Genomic DNA, 14,390 nt, shown 5'->3' with positions numbered 1-14,390 from the left:
TGGGTTCCTTCCGGTCAGGCCCTCAGGGGGCCGGTGTCGGGTTGAGATAGCTGTCGAGGTTCGCAAGAGAGGCGGCGATGCCGGCCTCGTGCACGTCCCTTGGGATGGCGGGCGGCACGCCCTCGGCGGTGACACGCGCGCGCGTGCCGCCGCCGGGCTCGGCCTCGAACCGCCAGGTCATGCGCATGAGCCCGGCGAATTCCGCATGCTCGCTGTCGAACCGGCTTTCAAAGGCCAGCGTGCCGGGCCGGTCGAGCGTGACAAAGATGCCGTCGACCACATCGCTGTCCGCGGTCGATTTTCCGCCCCCCTCAGCGCCGTCCACATGGGTCAGCACGATGGTGAAGGCGCCCCCGGGGCGCGCCTCAAGCCGGCGCACCTCGCCCCGCAGGCCGTCGGGCGGCAGCCACAGGGCCAGGGCCGCCGGGTCGGTCCAGGCGTCGAAACAGGCCTCGGGCGGGGCGGCGATGGCGCGTTCGGCGCGGTGCGTCTGGGTGGTCAACTGGCGGCTCCCTGCCTCAGGTCACGTGGCTCAGCACGTTGATCAGATGTCCCGCCGGATCGCGGATGAATATCCGGCGCACGTTCCAGGGCTCGTCGACCGGGCCGTATTCGATCGGGATCGACTTCAGCCGCGCCCGGGCGATCACCCGTTCGATATCGTCCACCTCGATCGAGATGGCCGGCACCGGCGTACCGCCCCCGCCCTCCGAGGCAAAGGAGACCTGCGGCTGCTGCCGCCGGCCCGGCTCGTTCATCGTGACGATGAATCCCATCGACATCGCCACGTCGAGCCCGAAGAGGTTGCGGTAGAATGCCGCCAGCGCCTCGGGGTCGTCGCAGGCCAGGTTGGGAACGATGCGCAGGACCTTCATGCGGGCGTCATGAGATAAGGTCGTTATACTCTTCCTCGGACATGTAGTCGTCCATCTGGCTGGCGTCCGAGGGCTTGATCTTGAAGAACCAGGCATCCCCGGTCGGGTCGTCGTTGACCATGCCGGGGTTGTCGACCAGCGCCTCGTTCACCTCGACGATCTCGCCGTCGATGGGCGCCAGGATGTCCGAAGCGGCCTTGACGCTCTCGATCACCACGACCTCGTCGTCCTTGGTCACCTCGGTGCCCACCTCGGGCAGCTCGACAAAGACGATGTCGCCCAGCTGCTCGGCGGCATGTTCGGTGATGCCCACGACGATCACGTCGTCCTCGGGGCGCAGCCACTCGTGTTCTTCGGTGTATTTCATCGGCAGTTCTCCGGTTGTCATCGCTTGAAATTGGCCGGGACGAAGGGCAGCGCCGCAACCCGGGCGGGCAGACGTTTGCCGCGCACTTCGCCAGATAGTTCGGTGCCCGGCGCGGCAAGGGCGCGCGGAACATAGCCCATCGACATGGGCGCGCCCAGCGTCGGGCCAAAGGCGCCCGAGGTCACGGTGCCCAGGCCCTCGCCCCCCTCGGCCGCGGCAAAGAGCGGCGTGCCCTCGCGCATCGGCGCCCGCCCTTCGGGCAGCAGGCCCACGCGCAGGCGCGACGGCCCCTCGGCCAGCTCGGCCAGGATCCGGTCGGCACCGGGAAAGCCGCCCGCGCGGGCGCCGCCGGTGCGGCGGACCTTCTGGATCGCCCAGTTGAGCCCGGCCTCCACCGGGCTGGTGGTGGTGTCGATGTCATGGCCGTAAAGGCACAGCCCCGCCTCCAGCCGCAGGCTGTCGCGGGCGCCAAGGCCGATGGATTCGACCCGTTCGTCATCCAGCAGGGCGCGGGCCAGCACCTCGGCCTTTTCGGCGGGGACCGATATCTCGAACCCGTCCTCGCCGGTATAGCCCGACCGGGAAATCCAGCAGGGCACGCCCAGCAGGTCGGTGGTGATCACATCCATGAACCGCATCGTCGCGGTGGCGGGGGCGAAGCCTTCCAGCACCTCGCCGGCAGCGGGGCCCTGCAGGGCCAGCAGGGCGCGGTCGGTGACCTCACTCACCGTCACGCCGGGCAGGTTCGCGGTCATATTGGCGATATCGGCGGCCTTGCAGGCGGCGTTGACCACCATGAACAGGTGATCGCCCCGGTTCGCCAGCATCAGGTCGTCCAGCAGCCCGCCGTCAGGCGCGGTGAAGAAGCCATAGCGCTGCCGCCCCAGGCCCAGCCCGGCGACATCCACCGGCACCAGCGATTCCACCGCCAGCGCCACCGCCTCGTAGCTGTCGCCGCGCAGGATCACCTGACCCATATGGCTGACATCGAACAGACCGGCCGCCGTGCGGGTGTGCAGATGCTCCTTCATCACGCCAAGGGCGAACTGCACCGGCATCTCGTAACCGGCAAAGGGCACCATGCGGGCACCCAGTTCCTGATGCAAAGCGTGTAGCGGCGTTTTCTTCAGCGCGTCGGCCATCGTCCCTCCGGGTCCGTTGCCGAGCTGAGGAGTCTCATGCCGGCATCACATACGCGGACGGGCTCCCGTCCGCAGCAATGCCCCCTCTGTCCGTTCGCCTGAGATCGCTATCCCTTCGGCGGGCGCCGTCCGGCGCCTCTCTCCAGAGTTTCAGTACAGGGACGGTCCAGTGGCCTGAGAGTTTCCGGGGCGGTTGCTCCTTCGGCACCGGCACGTGGCCGGTTCTCCCGATCCTGTGCCCCGATGTTTATCAACGGCCCCGGATGTTGCAAGCGAAACCGCTCCACGAAGCGTCGCAATCAGGCGCGACAGGCCTCGGGTGTCAGCATTTCGATCAGCCGGTGATTGCCGCAGACCAGCTGATCCAGCGAAACCTCGTCCATCCGCCGGTAAAACGCCTCGATCGCATCGGCGATCGCGGGGCGCAGCAGACAGGCATCGATCAGCGGGCAGGTGTTTTCGTCATCGGCAAAGCACTCGGTCACCGGCACGCCGGTCTCGATGGCGCGAAACACGTCGCCAACCCGGATGTCGCGGCTGTCGCGCCCCAGGGTCAGCCCCCCGTTGCGGCCGCGTTGCGTCTGGACAAAGCCCAGTTGCCCAAGCCTGTTGATCACCTGCGCCAGGTGATTTTCCGAGGTGTTGCACCGCTCGGCGATTTCGGATTTGGTAACCAGACGCCCCATGTTCGCCGCGCAGTACATAAGGACGCGCATCGAGATGTTCGTTCGCTTCGTTAACCGCATGTTTCTGACCCTTGCATTTATGTAAGTGACATATACAAAAATGCATCTGCATACATGATCCAGATCAAATCTTTTTTCTCCAATTCATGATTGCGCCCTGTTTCTTCGGCTACGGCAGCCTGGTGAACCGCGCCACGCACAGCTATCCGGACGCGGTTCCGGCCACCGCGCGGGGCTGGCGCAGGCTGTGGCGGCACACCGCCGGACGGCGTACCGCGATCCTGACCGCGGTGCCCTGCCCGGGCTGCGATATCCAGGGGCTTGTCGCCTCGGTTCCCGGTGCCGACTGGGCCGCGCTGGACCGGCGCGAGGCCGCCTATGACCGGGTCGACGCCACGGCGGATGTGGTCCACGGGCGCGGCAAAGCCGAGGTGGCGATCTACACCATCCCGGCGGACAAACACCCGGCAGCCGACGCGCCGGGCCTGATCCTGCTGAGCTATCTCGACGTTGTCGTGCAGGGCTACATGGCCGAGTTCGGCACCGAGGGCGTGCTGAATTTCTTTGCCACAACAGATGGTTGGGACGCGCCGGTGCTGAACGACAGGGGCAATCCGGTCTACCCCCGGCACCAGATCCTGACCGCCGAGGAGCGCGGTCTGACCGATGCCGCCCTTGCAGAACGGGGCGCGCGGATCGTCACCGACTGACCCGCCGGGCCTCAGCCCAACGGCTTCTTGAAGCCCAGATGCGAGGGTTTGTAGCCCAGCCGTTCATAAAAGGCATGGGCCCGCAGGCGGGAGCTGTCGGTGGTCAGCTGCATCAGATCGCAGCCCGCGTCACGCGCCCGCGACTCGGCATCCGCCATCAACTGCGCCCCGATTCCGGAGCTGCGGAGCTCTGCATCGACCCGCACACTTTCGATCTGGCCGCGCCGCGCGGCGCTGAGCGACACGCCGTGAATCACCGCCAGCTGATAGGTCGCCACAACCCTGTCGCCCGCGACCCCGACAAAGAGGCGATTCGTACAGTTTTTTTGCATGTTTTCCCAGGAGCGCTGGAAAAGGGCCATGTCGTCAGAGGAAATCGTCACGTTCCGGGCGTCCTGGCGGATCAGCCGGATCACTTCCGGCAGATCATCGGCCGTCGCTTCGCGAAAGATCACGCGCATTTGGCCAGCGCCTCGGCAAAGGCCTGCATCAGCGCGTGATCCTTGACCCCGCGCGTGCTTTCGATACCGCTCGACAAATCGACCTGCCGCGCGCCGGTCAGGCGCACCGCCTCGGCCACGTTGTCCGCCGTCAGGCCGCCGGCCAGCAGCCAGGGCACCGGCCAGCGGCGCCCGGCGATCAGGCGCCAGTCAAAGGCCAGCCCGTTGCCGCCCGGCAGCTCGCCCCCCGGGGCGGGCTTGGCGTCCACCAGCAGCATGTCGGCCACCTTGCCGAAATCGTCCAGCGCGGTCAGGTCGGCCTCGCCCGCGACGCCGATCGCCTTCATCACCGGCAGGCCGAAACGCTGGCGCACCTCGGCCACGCGGTCGGGGCTTTCGCTGCCGTGCAACTGCAGGATGTCCAGCGGCACCTCGTCCAGCAGGGACTCAAGCTCGGCATCCGTGGCATTCACCGTCAGCGCCACCTTGGCCACACCCGGGGGCACCTCAAGCGCCAGCGCCCGCGCGGTGGCGGGCGAGATGTAGCGCGGCGATTTCGGGAAGAAGACAAACCCGACATAGGCGGCGCGCGCCGCAACGGCGGCGGCCACATCGGACGGGCGGCCAAGGCCGCAGAACTTGATGCGCACGGTCATGCAGATCGTCTAGGCCAGACGGGGACGAAAGAAAAGCGCCCCCGCATGGCCGGGTCAGTCGAGAAGGGCCAGGACCTCGTCCTTGCCCTGGTGCTTTTCGCCCTTCAGGCGCTTCACCTCGCGTTCCAGCTGGCCGGCCTCGCGCGTCTTGCGGCGCACCTCGACCCGGTGCTTGTGCTCGCGCAGCCATTCCCAGACGAAGCCGATCAGCAGGCCCGCCAGGATCCCGGCAAAGATCACCACGAACATCGGCAGCGAGATATCCGGGTTGAACCCGGCAATCCGCGCCAGCCCTTCGGGCAGCAGGGTCAGGGTGACCATGCCGCGGTTGGCCAGGGCAATGGAAACCAGCACCACCGCCAGGGCGGCGAGGAAGGCGTAGCGGATGTATCGCATGAGTTCAGTTCCCGTTCAGCCTGTCGCGCAGCAGCTTGCCGGTCTTGAAGAAGGGGACGTGTTTTTCCTCGACCTCGACGGCCTCGCCCGTGCGCGGATTGCGGCCCACCCTTGCATCGCGCTGTTTGACCGAGAATGCGCCGAAACCGCGCAGCTCCACCCGGTCGCCCCGCGACAGCGCCGAAACGATCTCTTCAAAGATCGTATTCACGATACGCTCGACGTCGCGTTGATACAGGTGCGGGTTCTCGTCGGCGATCTTTTGGATCAGTTCCGATCGGATCATGCTGGCAGCTCTCCCCGGACAGCTCTTATGACTCGTTCACACCTTCGCGACTATAGGTAGATTCCCCCGCAGCGGAAACAGAAAGCCCGGACAGGCACGCGGATTCCTGCGGGAATTTCCAGACCTTGGGTATGTTTCCATTAGGAAACTGCCCGGAATGGGGGCTTTGTCCGCCTTTCCGGGCATTGCTGCACCGCAGCGTCGTTCATCTTGATTCGCGCAGACGGCTGCCAGGCGCCCGGGATGCGATCCGGCAGGGTCCCGGGCCAAAGCAAAGGGCAGGCCCGCTGCCGGGCCTGCCCTTGTTGTCGTCTGGCTGCGGATGGCGCCGTGGCGCCACCCGGCAGGATCAGTTGTCGCCCTTGAGGGCGGCGCCCAGGATGTCGCCCAGCGACGCACCCGAGTCGGACGAGCCGTACTGTTCCACGGCTTCCTTCTCTTCGGCGATCTCGCGTGCCTTGATCGACAGACCCAGGCGGCGCGACTTGCTGTCGACGTTGGTGACGCGCACGTCCACGTGGTCGCCCACGGTGAAACGCTCGGGGCGCTGTTCGGAACGGTCACGCGACAGGTCCGACCGGCGGATGAAGGATTTCATGCCTTCGTATTCCACCTCGATCCCGCCGTCCTCGATCGCCGTCACGGTGACGGTGATGACCGAGCCGCGCTTCACGCCGCCGACGGCATCCGCGAACTTGTCGCCGTCCACACCCTTGATCGAGAGCGAGATACGCTCCTTGTCGGTGTCGACTTCGGAAACCACGGCCTTGACGATGTCGCCCTTGCGGTAGTTCTGGATCGCGTCTTCACCGCGCTCGTCCCACGACAGATCCGACAGGTGGACCATGCCGTCGATATCGCCGGGCAGGCCGACGAAGAGACCGAATTCGGTGATGTTCTTGACTTCGCCTTCCACGACGGTGCCCTCGGGGTGGGTCTCGGAGAAGACTTCCCACGGGTTGCGCATGGTCTGCTTGAGGCCAAGGGAAACGCGGCGCTTGGCCTGGTCGATTTCCAGAACCTTGACTTCGACTTCCTGGCTGGTCGAGACGATCTTGCCGGGGTGCACGTTCTTCTTGGTCCAGGACATTTCGGACACGTGAACGAGGCCCTCGACACCCGGTTCCAGCTCCACGAACGCACCGTAGTCGGTGATGTTGGTGACGCGGCCGGTGTGGACCGATTCCAGCGGGTACTTGGCGGCGACCAGGTTCCACGGATCTTCCTGCAGCTGCTTCATGCCGAGGGAGATACGGTGGGTTTCCTTGTTGATCTTGATGACCTGGACCTTCACGGTCTCGCCGATCGACAGGATCTCCGAGGGGTGGTTGACGCGGCGCCATGCCATGTCGGTGACGTGCAGCAGGCCGTCAACGCCACCCAGATCGACAAATGCGCCGTACTCGGTGATGTTCTTGACCACGCCGTCGACAGCCTGGCCTTCGGTCAGGTTGCCGATGACTTCGGCGCGCTGCTCGGCACGGCTCTCTTCCAGGATTGCACGACGCGAGACAACGATGTTGCCACGGCGACGGTCCATCTTGAGGATCTGGAACGGCTGCTTGAGACCCATGAGCGGGCCGGCGTCGCGCACGGGGCGCACATCGACCTGCGAACCGGGCAGGAAGGCCACGGCGCCGCCCAGGTCGACGGTAAAGCCGCCCTTGACGCGACCGAAGATCGCGCCTTCGACGCGGGCGTCGTCGGCATAGGCTTTTTCCAGACGGTCCCATGCTTCTTCGCGACGTGCCATCTCGCGCGAGATGACGGCTTCGCCACGGGCGTTTTCAGCGGCACGGAGGAAAACCTCGACTTCGTCGCCGACGCTGATGTCGGGCTGCTCGCCGGGGTTTGCGAATTCTTTCAGCTCGACGCGGCCTTCCATCTTGTAGCCGACATCGATGATGGCCTGGCCCGCTTCGATCGCGATGACCTTGCCCTTGACGACAGTGCCCTCATCGGGCGTGTCCATTTCGAAGCTTTCGTTCAGGAGGGCTTCGAATTCCTCCATGGATGCGTTTTGAGCCATGTGCTCTATCGGTTCCTTTACATCGGTTTGACTGGCCGCGCGGTTGTCTCCGCCGGTCTTGGTTTGGTCACTTGAGCCCCCGCAAACGAAAGAGGGCCGGTAGAGTCCGACCCCTGCTCTGTTCTTACGTCTGCGGCGTTTATCGCCTTGTCGACGCGCGCGTCCTACGCGGCGCCGGGCGCAAATGCAAGGGAAATGGGATTCTGGGCGCCCCGTCGGCAAGGTCCGGACGGGGCGGGGGCCGTCACTCGGCCGCGATGGCGGAGGGCGGCGTTTCGGTCTGTTCCTTGGCCTTGCAGGGGATCAGGCAGTCGGCGGCAAAGTCGTATTTGCGCCAGTTCTCTTCGACCTGGCGGGGCTGTGCTGCGGAGTCTGCGGGGGTGTTGTCCTTGGGGTCCTGAGTCATAGTTCCGGTCCGTTTCAATAGCTTTGTTGCAAAATGAACGGGTTCAGGATGCACGGGTTCCGGATTCGCGCAAAGTCACGAATTCCTGACCCGGCGGCTTCTGGCCCACGCCGTCAGGCGGCCTTGGGCGCAAGGCGTCAGATCGACAGCTTCTTGAAGATGCCTTCGGGGATGGCGCGGATGATCGTCATCACCAGCCGCCAGACGGGTTTCACATAGACCACGTTGCGCCGACGGGTCACCGCCGCGACGATGGCATCGGCGACCTGTCCGGGCTGGGCCGTCAGCTTGGCGGGCAGGTCCATATGGGCCGTCATCCGCGTGGCGACAAAGCCCGGCTTGACCGTGACCACATGCACGCCCTGCCTCGCCAGCCGGTTCCGCAGCCCCGACAGATAGGCCGTGAACCCCGCCTTGGCCGAGCCGTAGATGTAGTTCGTCGCCCGCCCCCGGTCGCCCGCGACCGACGAGACGCCGACGATGGTGCCCCTGCCGCGCGCCGCCATCTGGTTGGCGACACAGGCCAGCAGCACCGCGGGCCCCTCGTAATTCGCGCGCATGACGCGGATGGCATTCGCGTGGTCCTCTTCATCGGCATCCTGATCGCCAAGCGCGCCGATGACGCTGACCACGATGCCCGGCGCAGGCTCCAGCGCGGCGACAAAGTCCGCGTGCCCGGCGACGTCCAGCGCATCCAGCTCATGCAGGGTGACGGCCACGCGGTGGCGCAGCTCCAGGTCCGTCTTCTCGGGTTCCAGCGCGGCGGCATCGCGCGCGGCCAGCTGCACCGGGTGGCCCAGGGCGGCAAAGGCGTGTGCCGTGGCCAGCCCGATGTCCGAGCGACCGCCAAGGATCAGCACCGTATCCGTCATATCTTCAGCCTTTCCGATTGCCCCGAGGCAAAGGCCCGCGCCCGCCCCTCGCCCGCCCGCATGGCGGTGAAATCCGCGACCCGCGGGTCGGCGGCGCGCAGCGTCTCGCCCGACAGACGCGAATCCTTGGCCAGGTAGAACCGCCCGCCATGCTCCAGCGTGATCGCGTCCAGCCGGTCCATCAGCTTCAGCGAGGCCGGGTTGACCGGGAAATCCAGCGCCAGGGTGTAGCCCTCCATCGGGAAGGAAAACGCGCTCTCCTGCACGCCCAGCCGTTTCAGCACCGCCAGAAAGGACCCCTGCCCCGAGGCCGCGATGGCATCCAGCAGCGCCGTCAGCCCCTCGCGGGCCGAGATCAGCGGCAGCACGCACTGGAACTGCGCAAAGCCCCGCCGGCCATAGATCCGGTTCCATTCCAGCAGCGCGTCGAGCGGGTAGAAATAGCTGTCCCAGTCCACCAGCGACGGCCCCGCCTTGCGCGACCCGTTCCAGTGGTACAGCGCGTTGAACGCCCGCAACGTGTAACGGTTCAGCGCCACGGCGGGCGCATCCAGCGGCACCCGGCGTTTCGGCTTTTCCGGCACATGGAACGGGCGGTGGCGTTTGGACGAGGGCAGCTGATCCCGTTCGGCATGTTCGGCCAGCATCACCAGCGACCGGCCCAGCCGGTCCCCCCGGCCCAGGCAGTCGAACCAGGCGACGGAATAGGTGGCATCGCTCGTCTCGAAGATCTCCATCGCCTCGACCAGATTGGCGGCGGGGCGCATCTCTTGCGCGATCCAGCCCGAGGTGACGGGCCGCAGCCGGAACCCGGCGCGCAGGATCACGCCGGTCAGGCCCATGCCGCCCAGCGTCCAGCGGAACAGCTCGGAATTGTCGCGCGGGGTGCAGCGGTGCACCGCGCCTTCGCCGTCCATCACGTCGATCCACGCGACATGCCGCCCGAAGGAGCCGTCGTGGCGGTGGTTCTTGCCGTGGACATCCGAGGCCACGGCCCCGCCGATGGTGATCAGCTTGGTCCCCGGCGTGACGGCGGGAAACCAGCCGCGCGGCAGAAAGGCGCGGATCACGTCGCCCAGCATCACCCCGGCCTCGGCCTCGACCACCCCGGTGTCGGGGTCGAAGGCCAGCAGCCGGTTCAGCCCGCGCATGTCCAGCGTGCCCCGGGCCTGCACCGCGCTGTCGCCATAGCTGCGCCCGTTGCCGCGTGCGATCACCGGGCCGTTGCGCAGGGCATCGCGCACCGCGCCCTCGTCGCGCGGGCGCAGGACCTTTGCCTCGGTCACCGGAAAGCGGCCCCAGCCCGACAGCCGTGTCATGCGGCCTGCCCGGTGGCAAAGACAAAGCGGCGGTCGAGGTTGTACTTGACCACATAGCCCACGCCCAGGCCCAGCACCGCCCCCAGCTCGCGCATCGCGTCGCTGTGGAAGGCCAGCCAGAACGCGGTTTCCGTGCCCCAGAAGATCGCCGTCGTGACCACGCCCATCAGGGTATAGAGCGAGAACTTGCGCCCATGCGCCGCCGCGCCCCCCTCGCGGTCGTCAAAGATCCAGCGTTTGTCGAGGATGTACTTGATCACCAGCCCCACGCCCGTGCCGGCCAGCACGGCCAGGGCAAAGACCGCCGTCCCCTCGCCCGCCATCAGCACCAGCCGCTGCATGGCCAGGTTCGCCACCGTCGCCACCACGGCAAAGGCGGCGTAGCGCAGGACCAGCGCGCCGCCGGTCACAGCAGGCTGCCCGCCGTGAAAAAGCCCAGGATCACCACGAAAAGCACCCGGCTGACCCGGTCGCGCGCGGCAAAGACCACCGGATCGTCATGCATCTGGCCCCGGTGGGTGATGAAGACCATGCGGCTGAGCCAGTAAAGCAGCACGCCGCAGATCCCCCAGAGCATTTCGGGCGCGGTATAAAGCGCGGTCACGGCGGGCGAATTGACATAGAGCGCCATCACCATGACCGAAACATAGCCCGAGGCCGTGGCCATCATCGCCACCAGCGGCAGGTCGTCGACGCCATAGCCCCGCCCCGCCGCCTTGTCCCGGCCCGAGGCCAGCCCGTCGACCAGTTCGGCCTGCCGTTTCACCGCGGCCAGCGAGAAGAAGAAGAAGATCGAAAAGGCCAGCAGCCAGACCGACAGTTCGATCCCCGTGGCCGCCCCGCCCGCCGCGATGCGGACGGCGTAGAGCACGGCCAGGGTGCAGATGTCGATCACCGGCTGGCGTTTCAGCCAGAGCGAATAGGCGGTGGTCGTCAGGTAATAGCCCGCCATCACCGCCAGAAAGGCCGGCCCCAGCAGGGCCGCGATGGCCACACCCGCCAGCAGCAGGGCCGGCGCCATCCATGTCCCGTGCCGCAGCGGCAGCGCGCCCGAGGCGAAGGGCCGGAACCGCTTGCGCGGGTGCGCCCGGTCGGCGGCCAGATCCAGCAGGTCGTTCAGCACATAGACGGATGAGGCCACCAGACTGAAGGCCGCAAAGGCCAGCACCGCCTGTGTCAGCGTCGCCAGGCTCAGCGCGTGGCCCGCCAGAACGGGCAGGAAAATCAGGACGTTCTTGGCCCATTGATGCGGCCGCATCGCCTTGAGCGCCGGTTTCAGGATCGGCCCCGGCTGGCCCATATGGGCGGTCTGCGGCGCCCGCGCCTCGGCTGCCCGGCGCAGGTCGCCCGAGGCATTCACGGTGATCGCCTCTGCCGCGATCTCCCACACCGCCAGGTCGGCCCGGCTGTCGCCGATATAGGCAAAGCGGCGTCCGAACCGCTGTTCGAGAAAGGCCGCCTTGGCCGGACCCTTCAGGTTCCGGCTGCCGTCCGAGCCGTGGACCTCGTCAAAAATGCCCAGATGGGCCGCGACACGTTCGGCGATGCTCTGATCGGCGCCGGTGACCAGCGCCGTGCGCCCGCCCCGCGCGCGCCAGTCGCGCACCCGGTCGATCACCTCGTCCTCATAGGGCAGATCGGCCACCGCCACCTCGCCCGCGCCCGCCAGATGCGCCTTGAGCGCCGCCCGCCCCCGCATCAGCGCCCGCAGCGCCGGCAGGGGCGCGGACCAGTTGGCCGAAACCGCGGCCCAGAAGGTCTCGTACAGCATGTCGGTGCGGATCAGCGTGCAGTCCAGATCGCAGACCAGCGTGATCCCGTCGGCATCCGGCAATGCCGGTGCCGCATCATCCCCCCGCGGTGCCGCGGCGGCTGCCAAGTCGCGATGCATTGTGCCTGCATCCTTTCTGCTCAATGCCCTGGTCACGGTCCGGCTGTAACCGCCGATTGCGTGCAAAGCATGGCAAGAATAGGGGATCGCAGGTCACCCGGCAATCCGCAGGCCGCAGCGCCGGGCGGGGGCGTGGCCGATCCGCCGCGCCCGCGCCTTGGCGCTCAGCCCGCCGGCAGGCGCGCCTTGACGGCCCGGATCGCCGCATCGACCGCCTGGTCGATCGACATTTCCGATGTATCCAGCGCCAGCGCATCCGCCGCCGCCAGCATCGGCGCCGCATCGCGCGAGGCGTCGCGCGCGTCCCGCTCGCGCAGATCGGCCAGCACCTGCGCCTCGGTGACATCGTGGCCGGTCCCCGTCAGCTCCAGGAACCGCCGGTGCGCCCGCACCGCGTCGCTGGCGGTGACGAACAGCTTCACCTCGGCCGCCGGGCAGATCACCGTGCCGATGTCGCGCCCGTCCAGTACCGCCCCGCCCTCGCGCCGGGCGAAGCTGCGCTGGAACTCCACCAGGGCCGCGCGCACCTCGGGCAATGCGGCCACGCGCGAGGCGGCGCTTGCCACCTCCGGCGTGCGCAGACCCTCGGCTGCCAGATCCTCGGCCCGCAGATCGCGCGCGGCGGCCAGCGGGTCCTCTCCTCCCAGAACCCGCCGGCCGGTGGCGCGGTAGATCAGCCCGGTGTCCAGATGGGCAAAGCCGAAGGCCCCCGCCACCGCACGCGAGATCGTGCCCTTGCCCGCCGCTGCCGGCCCGTCGATAGCTACCGTGAAGATCATGCCGCTCCTTTGCGCCGCTCAGGCATTGGCCCGGTCGATCCGGGCGCCCAGTGCCGCCATCAGCCCCTCGAACACCGGGAAGGAGGTCGCAATCGGCCCCCCGTCATCGACCCGGACCGGCTGTGCCGAACCCAGCCCCATGCAGAGGAAGGACATGGCGATGCGATGATCCAGCCGGCTTTCCACCGTCGCGCCGCCCGGGACGCCGCCGGCGCCCAGCCCCTCGACGGCCCACCAGTCCTCGCCCTCGTCCACCGTCACGCCACAGGCGCGCAGGCCCGTGGCCATGGCGTCGATCCGGTCGCTTTCCTTCACGCGCAGCTCGCGCACGCCGGGCATCTCGGTCCGGCCCTCGGCAAAGGCGGCCACGACCGACAGCACCGGGTATTCGTCGATCATGCTCGCCGCCCGCTCCGGCGGAACCTCGATCCCCTTCATCGCGGGGGAATAGCGGGCGCGCAGATCCGCCACCGGCTCGCCGCCCTCCTCGCGCGGGTTCTCGTAGGTCAGATCGGCGCCCATGTCGCGCAGGGTCTGATACAGCCCCGCCCGCGTCGGGTTCAGCCCGATATTGGGCACCAGCACATCCGATCCCGGCACGATCAGCGCCGCGCAGACCGGAAAGGCCGCGCTGGAGGGATCGCAGGGCACCGCCACCGACTGGCCGCGCAGCTCGGGCTGGCCCTTGAGCGTGATCACCCGCCCCTCGGGCGTGACCTCGGTCGTCAGACTGGCGCCAAAGCCGGCCAGCATCCGCTCGCTATGGTCCCGCGTCGCCTCGCGCTCGATCACCACGGTTTCGCCCGGGGCGTTCAGCCCGGCCAGCAGCACCGCCGATTTCACCTGCGCCGAGGGCACCGGGGTCGCATAGCGCACCGGCACCGGGTCCTCGGCCCCCTGGATCGTCATCGGCAGCCGCCCGCCGCGCCGCCCCAGGGCCCGGGTGCCGAACAGCGCCAGCGGATCCGTCACCCGCGCCATCGGCCGCCCGTTCAGGCTGGCGTCGCCGGTGAAGGTCGCCACGATGGGCGAGGTCGCCATGCTGCCCATGATCAGCCGCACGCCGGTGCCCGAGTTGCCGCAGTCGATCACGCCCTCCGGCTCGGCAAAACCGCCGACGCCCACGCCCTCGATGCGCCACTCGCCCTCGCCCAGCCGTTCGACCCCGGCGCCGAAGGCGCGCATCGCCTTGGCCGTGTCCAGTACGTCCTGGCCTTCCAGCAGCCCCGTCACATGGGTCTCGCCGATCGACAGCGCCCCCAGGATCAGCGACCGGTGCGAGATCGACTTGTCCCCCGGCACCACCGCCGTTCCCACAAGCGCCGCGCCCTTGCGTGCCACCATCGGCACCGGCTGCCCATGCCCGCTCATTCCGCCACTCCCTGCAATGTCCCCGGCGTGATAGCGCAGAGCGCGCCCGCCGTCCATCGCGCCTGCCCCGGCTTCATCTCGTCAAAAATACTCCCCCCGGAGGGCCCGCCCCGAACCGGCGCCGCGCCCGGGACAAGGGCCCGCCCCCGGCCGTCTGCGCGACCG

18 protein-coding genes and 1 riboswitch are annotated in these 14,390 nt (G+C 67.8%); of the genes, 1 reads left to right on the top strand and 17 read right to left on the bottom strand.

All coding sequences use genetic code 11. The features are described 5' to 3' along the window. Positions 1–22: 22 nt before the first annotated feature. The 5 genes from GLS40_RS14455 to GLS40_RS14435 all read right to left on the bottom strand — a co-directional run bounded on the left by GLS40_RS14455 (position 23) and on the right by GLS40_RS14435 (position 3,130). Positions 23–502 (bottom strand): SRPBCC domain-containing protein, encoded by a 480-nt coding sequence (locus GLS40_RS14455; RefSeq protein WP_160383454.1) that lies wholly within the window; start codon positions 500–502, stop codon positions 23–25. A gap of 16 nt (positions 503–518) precedes the next feature. After that, positions 519–875: a VOC family protein gene (locus GLS40_RS14450; RefSeq protein WP_160383453.1), complete on the bottom strand. Its 357-nt coding sequence runs from the start codon at positions 873–875 to the stop codon at positions 519–521. Positions 876–882: 7 nt separating this feature from the next. Next, the gene (gene gcvH, locus GLS40_RS14445) at positions 883–1,242 is read right to left on the bottom strand and encodes a glycine cleavage system protein GcvH (RefSeq protein WP_160383452.1); all 360 of its coding nucleotides are present in this window, start codon (positions 1,240–1,242) and stop codon (positions 883–885) included. Between the two features lie 17 nt (positions 1,243–1,259). Further along, entirely contained in the window at positions 1,260–2,384 is a 1,125-nt protein-coding gene (gene gcvT, locus GLS40_RS14440; protein ID WP_160383451.1) for a glycine cleavage system aminomethyltransferase GcvT, read from the bottom strand. Between the two features lie 152 nt (positions 2,385–2,536). After that, positions 2,537–2,624, bottom strand: a riboswitch (glycine riboswitch). A 59-nt stretch (positions 2,625–2,683) separates the two neighbouring features. Continuing rightward, positions 2,684–3,130 (bottom strand): RrF2 family transcriptional regulator, encoded by a 447-nt coding sequence (locus tag GLS40_RS14435; RefSeq protein ID WP_160383450.1) that lies wholly within the window; start codon positions 3,128–3,130, stop codon positions 2,684–2,686. An 86-nt stretch (positions 3,131–3,216) separates the two neighbouring features. Here GLS40_RS14435 and GLS40_RS14430 point away from each other — a divergent pair, with 86 nt between their 5' ends. Then, complete coding sequence (locus GLS40_RS14430; RefSeq protein WP_160383449.1) at positions 3,217–3,780, top strand: gamma-glutamylcyclotransferase family protein; 564 nt, start codon at positions 3,217–3,219, stop codon at positions 3,778–3,780. 11 nt (positions 3,781–3,791) lie between these two features. On the opposite strand, the gene GLS40_RS14425 is transcribed toward GLS40_RS14430, so the two are convergent. The 12 genes from GLS40_RS14425 to aroA all read right to left on the bottom strand — a co-directional run bounded on the left by GLS40_RS14425 (position 3,792) and on the right by aroA (position 14,225). Beyond that, positions 3,792–4,241, bottom strand: coding sequence for a GNAT family N-acetyltransferase (locus GLS40_RS14425; protein ID WP_160383448.1), 450 nt, complete (start codon positions 4,239–4,241; stop codon positions 3,792–3,794). Beyond that, a complete protein-coding gene (locus tag GLS40_RS14420; RefSeq protein ID WP_160383447.1) occupies positions 4,232–4,876 on the bottom strand; it encodes a phosphoribosylanthranilate isomerase in 645 nt (214 codons plus the stop codon). Before GLS40_RS14420 ends, GLS40_RS14425 begins: the two co-directional genes overlap by 10 nt. Before the next feature lie 54 nt (positions 4,877–4,930). After that, entirely contained in the window at positions 4,931–5,272 is a 342-nt protein-coding gene (locus GLS40_RS14415; RefSeq protein WP_160383446.1) for a LapA family protein, read from the bottom strand. 4 nt (positions 5,273–5,276) lie between these two features. Then, positions 5,277–5,558 (bottom strand): integration host factor subunit beta, encoded by a 282-nt coding sequence (gene ihfB / locus GLS40_RS14410; RefSeq protein ID WP_160383445.1) that lies wholly within the window; start codon positions 5,556–5,558, stop codon positions 5,277–5,279. 349 nt (positions 5,559–5,907) lie between these two features. Next, positions 5,908–7,596, bottom strand: coding sequence for a 30S ribosomal protein S1 (gene rpsA, locus GLS40_RS14405; protein ID WP_328598913.1), 1,689 nt, complete (start codon positions 7,594–7,596; stop codon positions 5,908–5,910). A gap of 235 nt (positions 7,597–7,831) precedes the next feature. After that, positions 7,832–7,993 (bottom strand): hypothetical protein, encoded by a 162-nt coding sequence (locus GLS40_RS14400; RefSeq protein ID WP_160383443.1) that lies wholly within the window; start codon positions 7,991–7,993, stop codon positions 7,832–7,834. Positions 7,994–8,130: 137 nt separating this feature from the next. Continuing rightward, complete coding sequence (locus GLS40_RS14395; protein ID WP_160383442.1) at positions 8,131–8,865, bottom strand: SDR family oxidoreductase; 735 nt, start codon at positions 8,863–8,865, stop codon at positions 8,131–8,133. Further along, positions 8,862–10,184, bottom strand: coding sequence for an FAD-binding oxidoreductase (locus GLS40_RS14390; RefSeq protein WP_160383441.1), 1,323 nt, complete (start codon positions 10,182–10,184; stop codon positions 8,862–8,864). The genes GLS40_RS14395 and GLS40_RS14390 overlap by 4 nt, the downstream gene beginning before the upstream one ends. Beyond that, entirely contained in the window at positions 10,181–10,594 is a 414-nt protein-coding gene (locus GLS40_RS14385; RefSeq protein ID WP_160383440.1) for a GtrA family protein, read from the bottom strand. The genes GLS40_RS14390 and GLS40_RS14385 overlap by 4 nt, the downstream gene beginning before the upstream one ends. Then, positions 10,591–12,075 carry a UbiA family prenyltransferase gene (locus tag GLS40_RS14380; protein WP_160383439.1) on the bottom strand — a complete coding sequence of 495 codons (1,485 nt, stop codon included), beginning with the start codon at positions 12,073–12,075 and terminating at the stop codon, positions 10,591–10,593. The genes GLS40_RS14385 and GLS40_RS14380 overlap by 4 nt, the downstream gene beginning before the upstream one ends. A 164-nt stretch (positions 12,076–12,239) precedes the next feature. Then, positions 12,240–12,854 (bottom strand): (d)CMP kinase, encoded by a 615-nt coding sequence (locus GLS40_RS14375; RefSeq protein WP_160383438.1) that lies wholly within the window; start codon positions 12,852–12,854, stop codon positions 12,240–12,242. An 18-nt stretch (positions 12,855–12,872) separates the two neighbouring features. Further along, the gene (gene aroA, locus GLS40_RS14370; protein WP_160383437.1) at positions 12,873–14,225 is read right to left on the bottom strand and encodes a 3-phosphoshikimate 1-carboxyvinyltransferase; all 1,353 of its coding nucleotides are present in this window, start codon (positions 14,223–14,225) and stop codon (positions 12,873–12,875) included. Between the last annotated feature and the right edge of the window lie 165 nt (positions 14,226–14,390).

Origin of the sequence: Pseudooceanicola pacificus (genome assembly GCF_009789075.1) — a bacterium.
In the GTDB taxonomy this organism is placed as follows: domain Bacteria; phylum Pseudomonadota; class Alphaproteobacteria; order Rhodobacterales; family Rhodobacteraceae; genus Pseudooceanicola; species Pseudooceanicola pacificus.
This window is presented reverse-complemented; position numbering and strand designations above follow the sequence as displayed.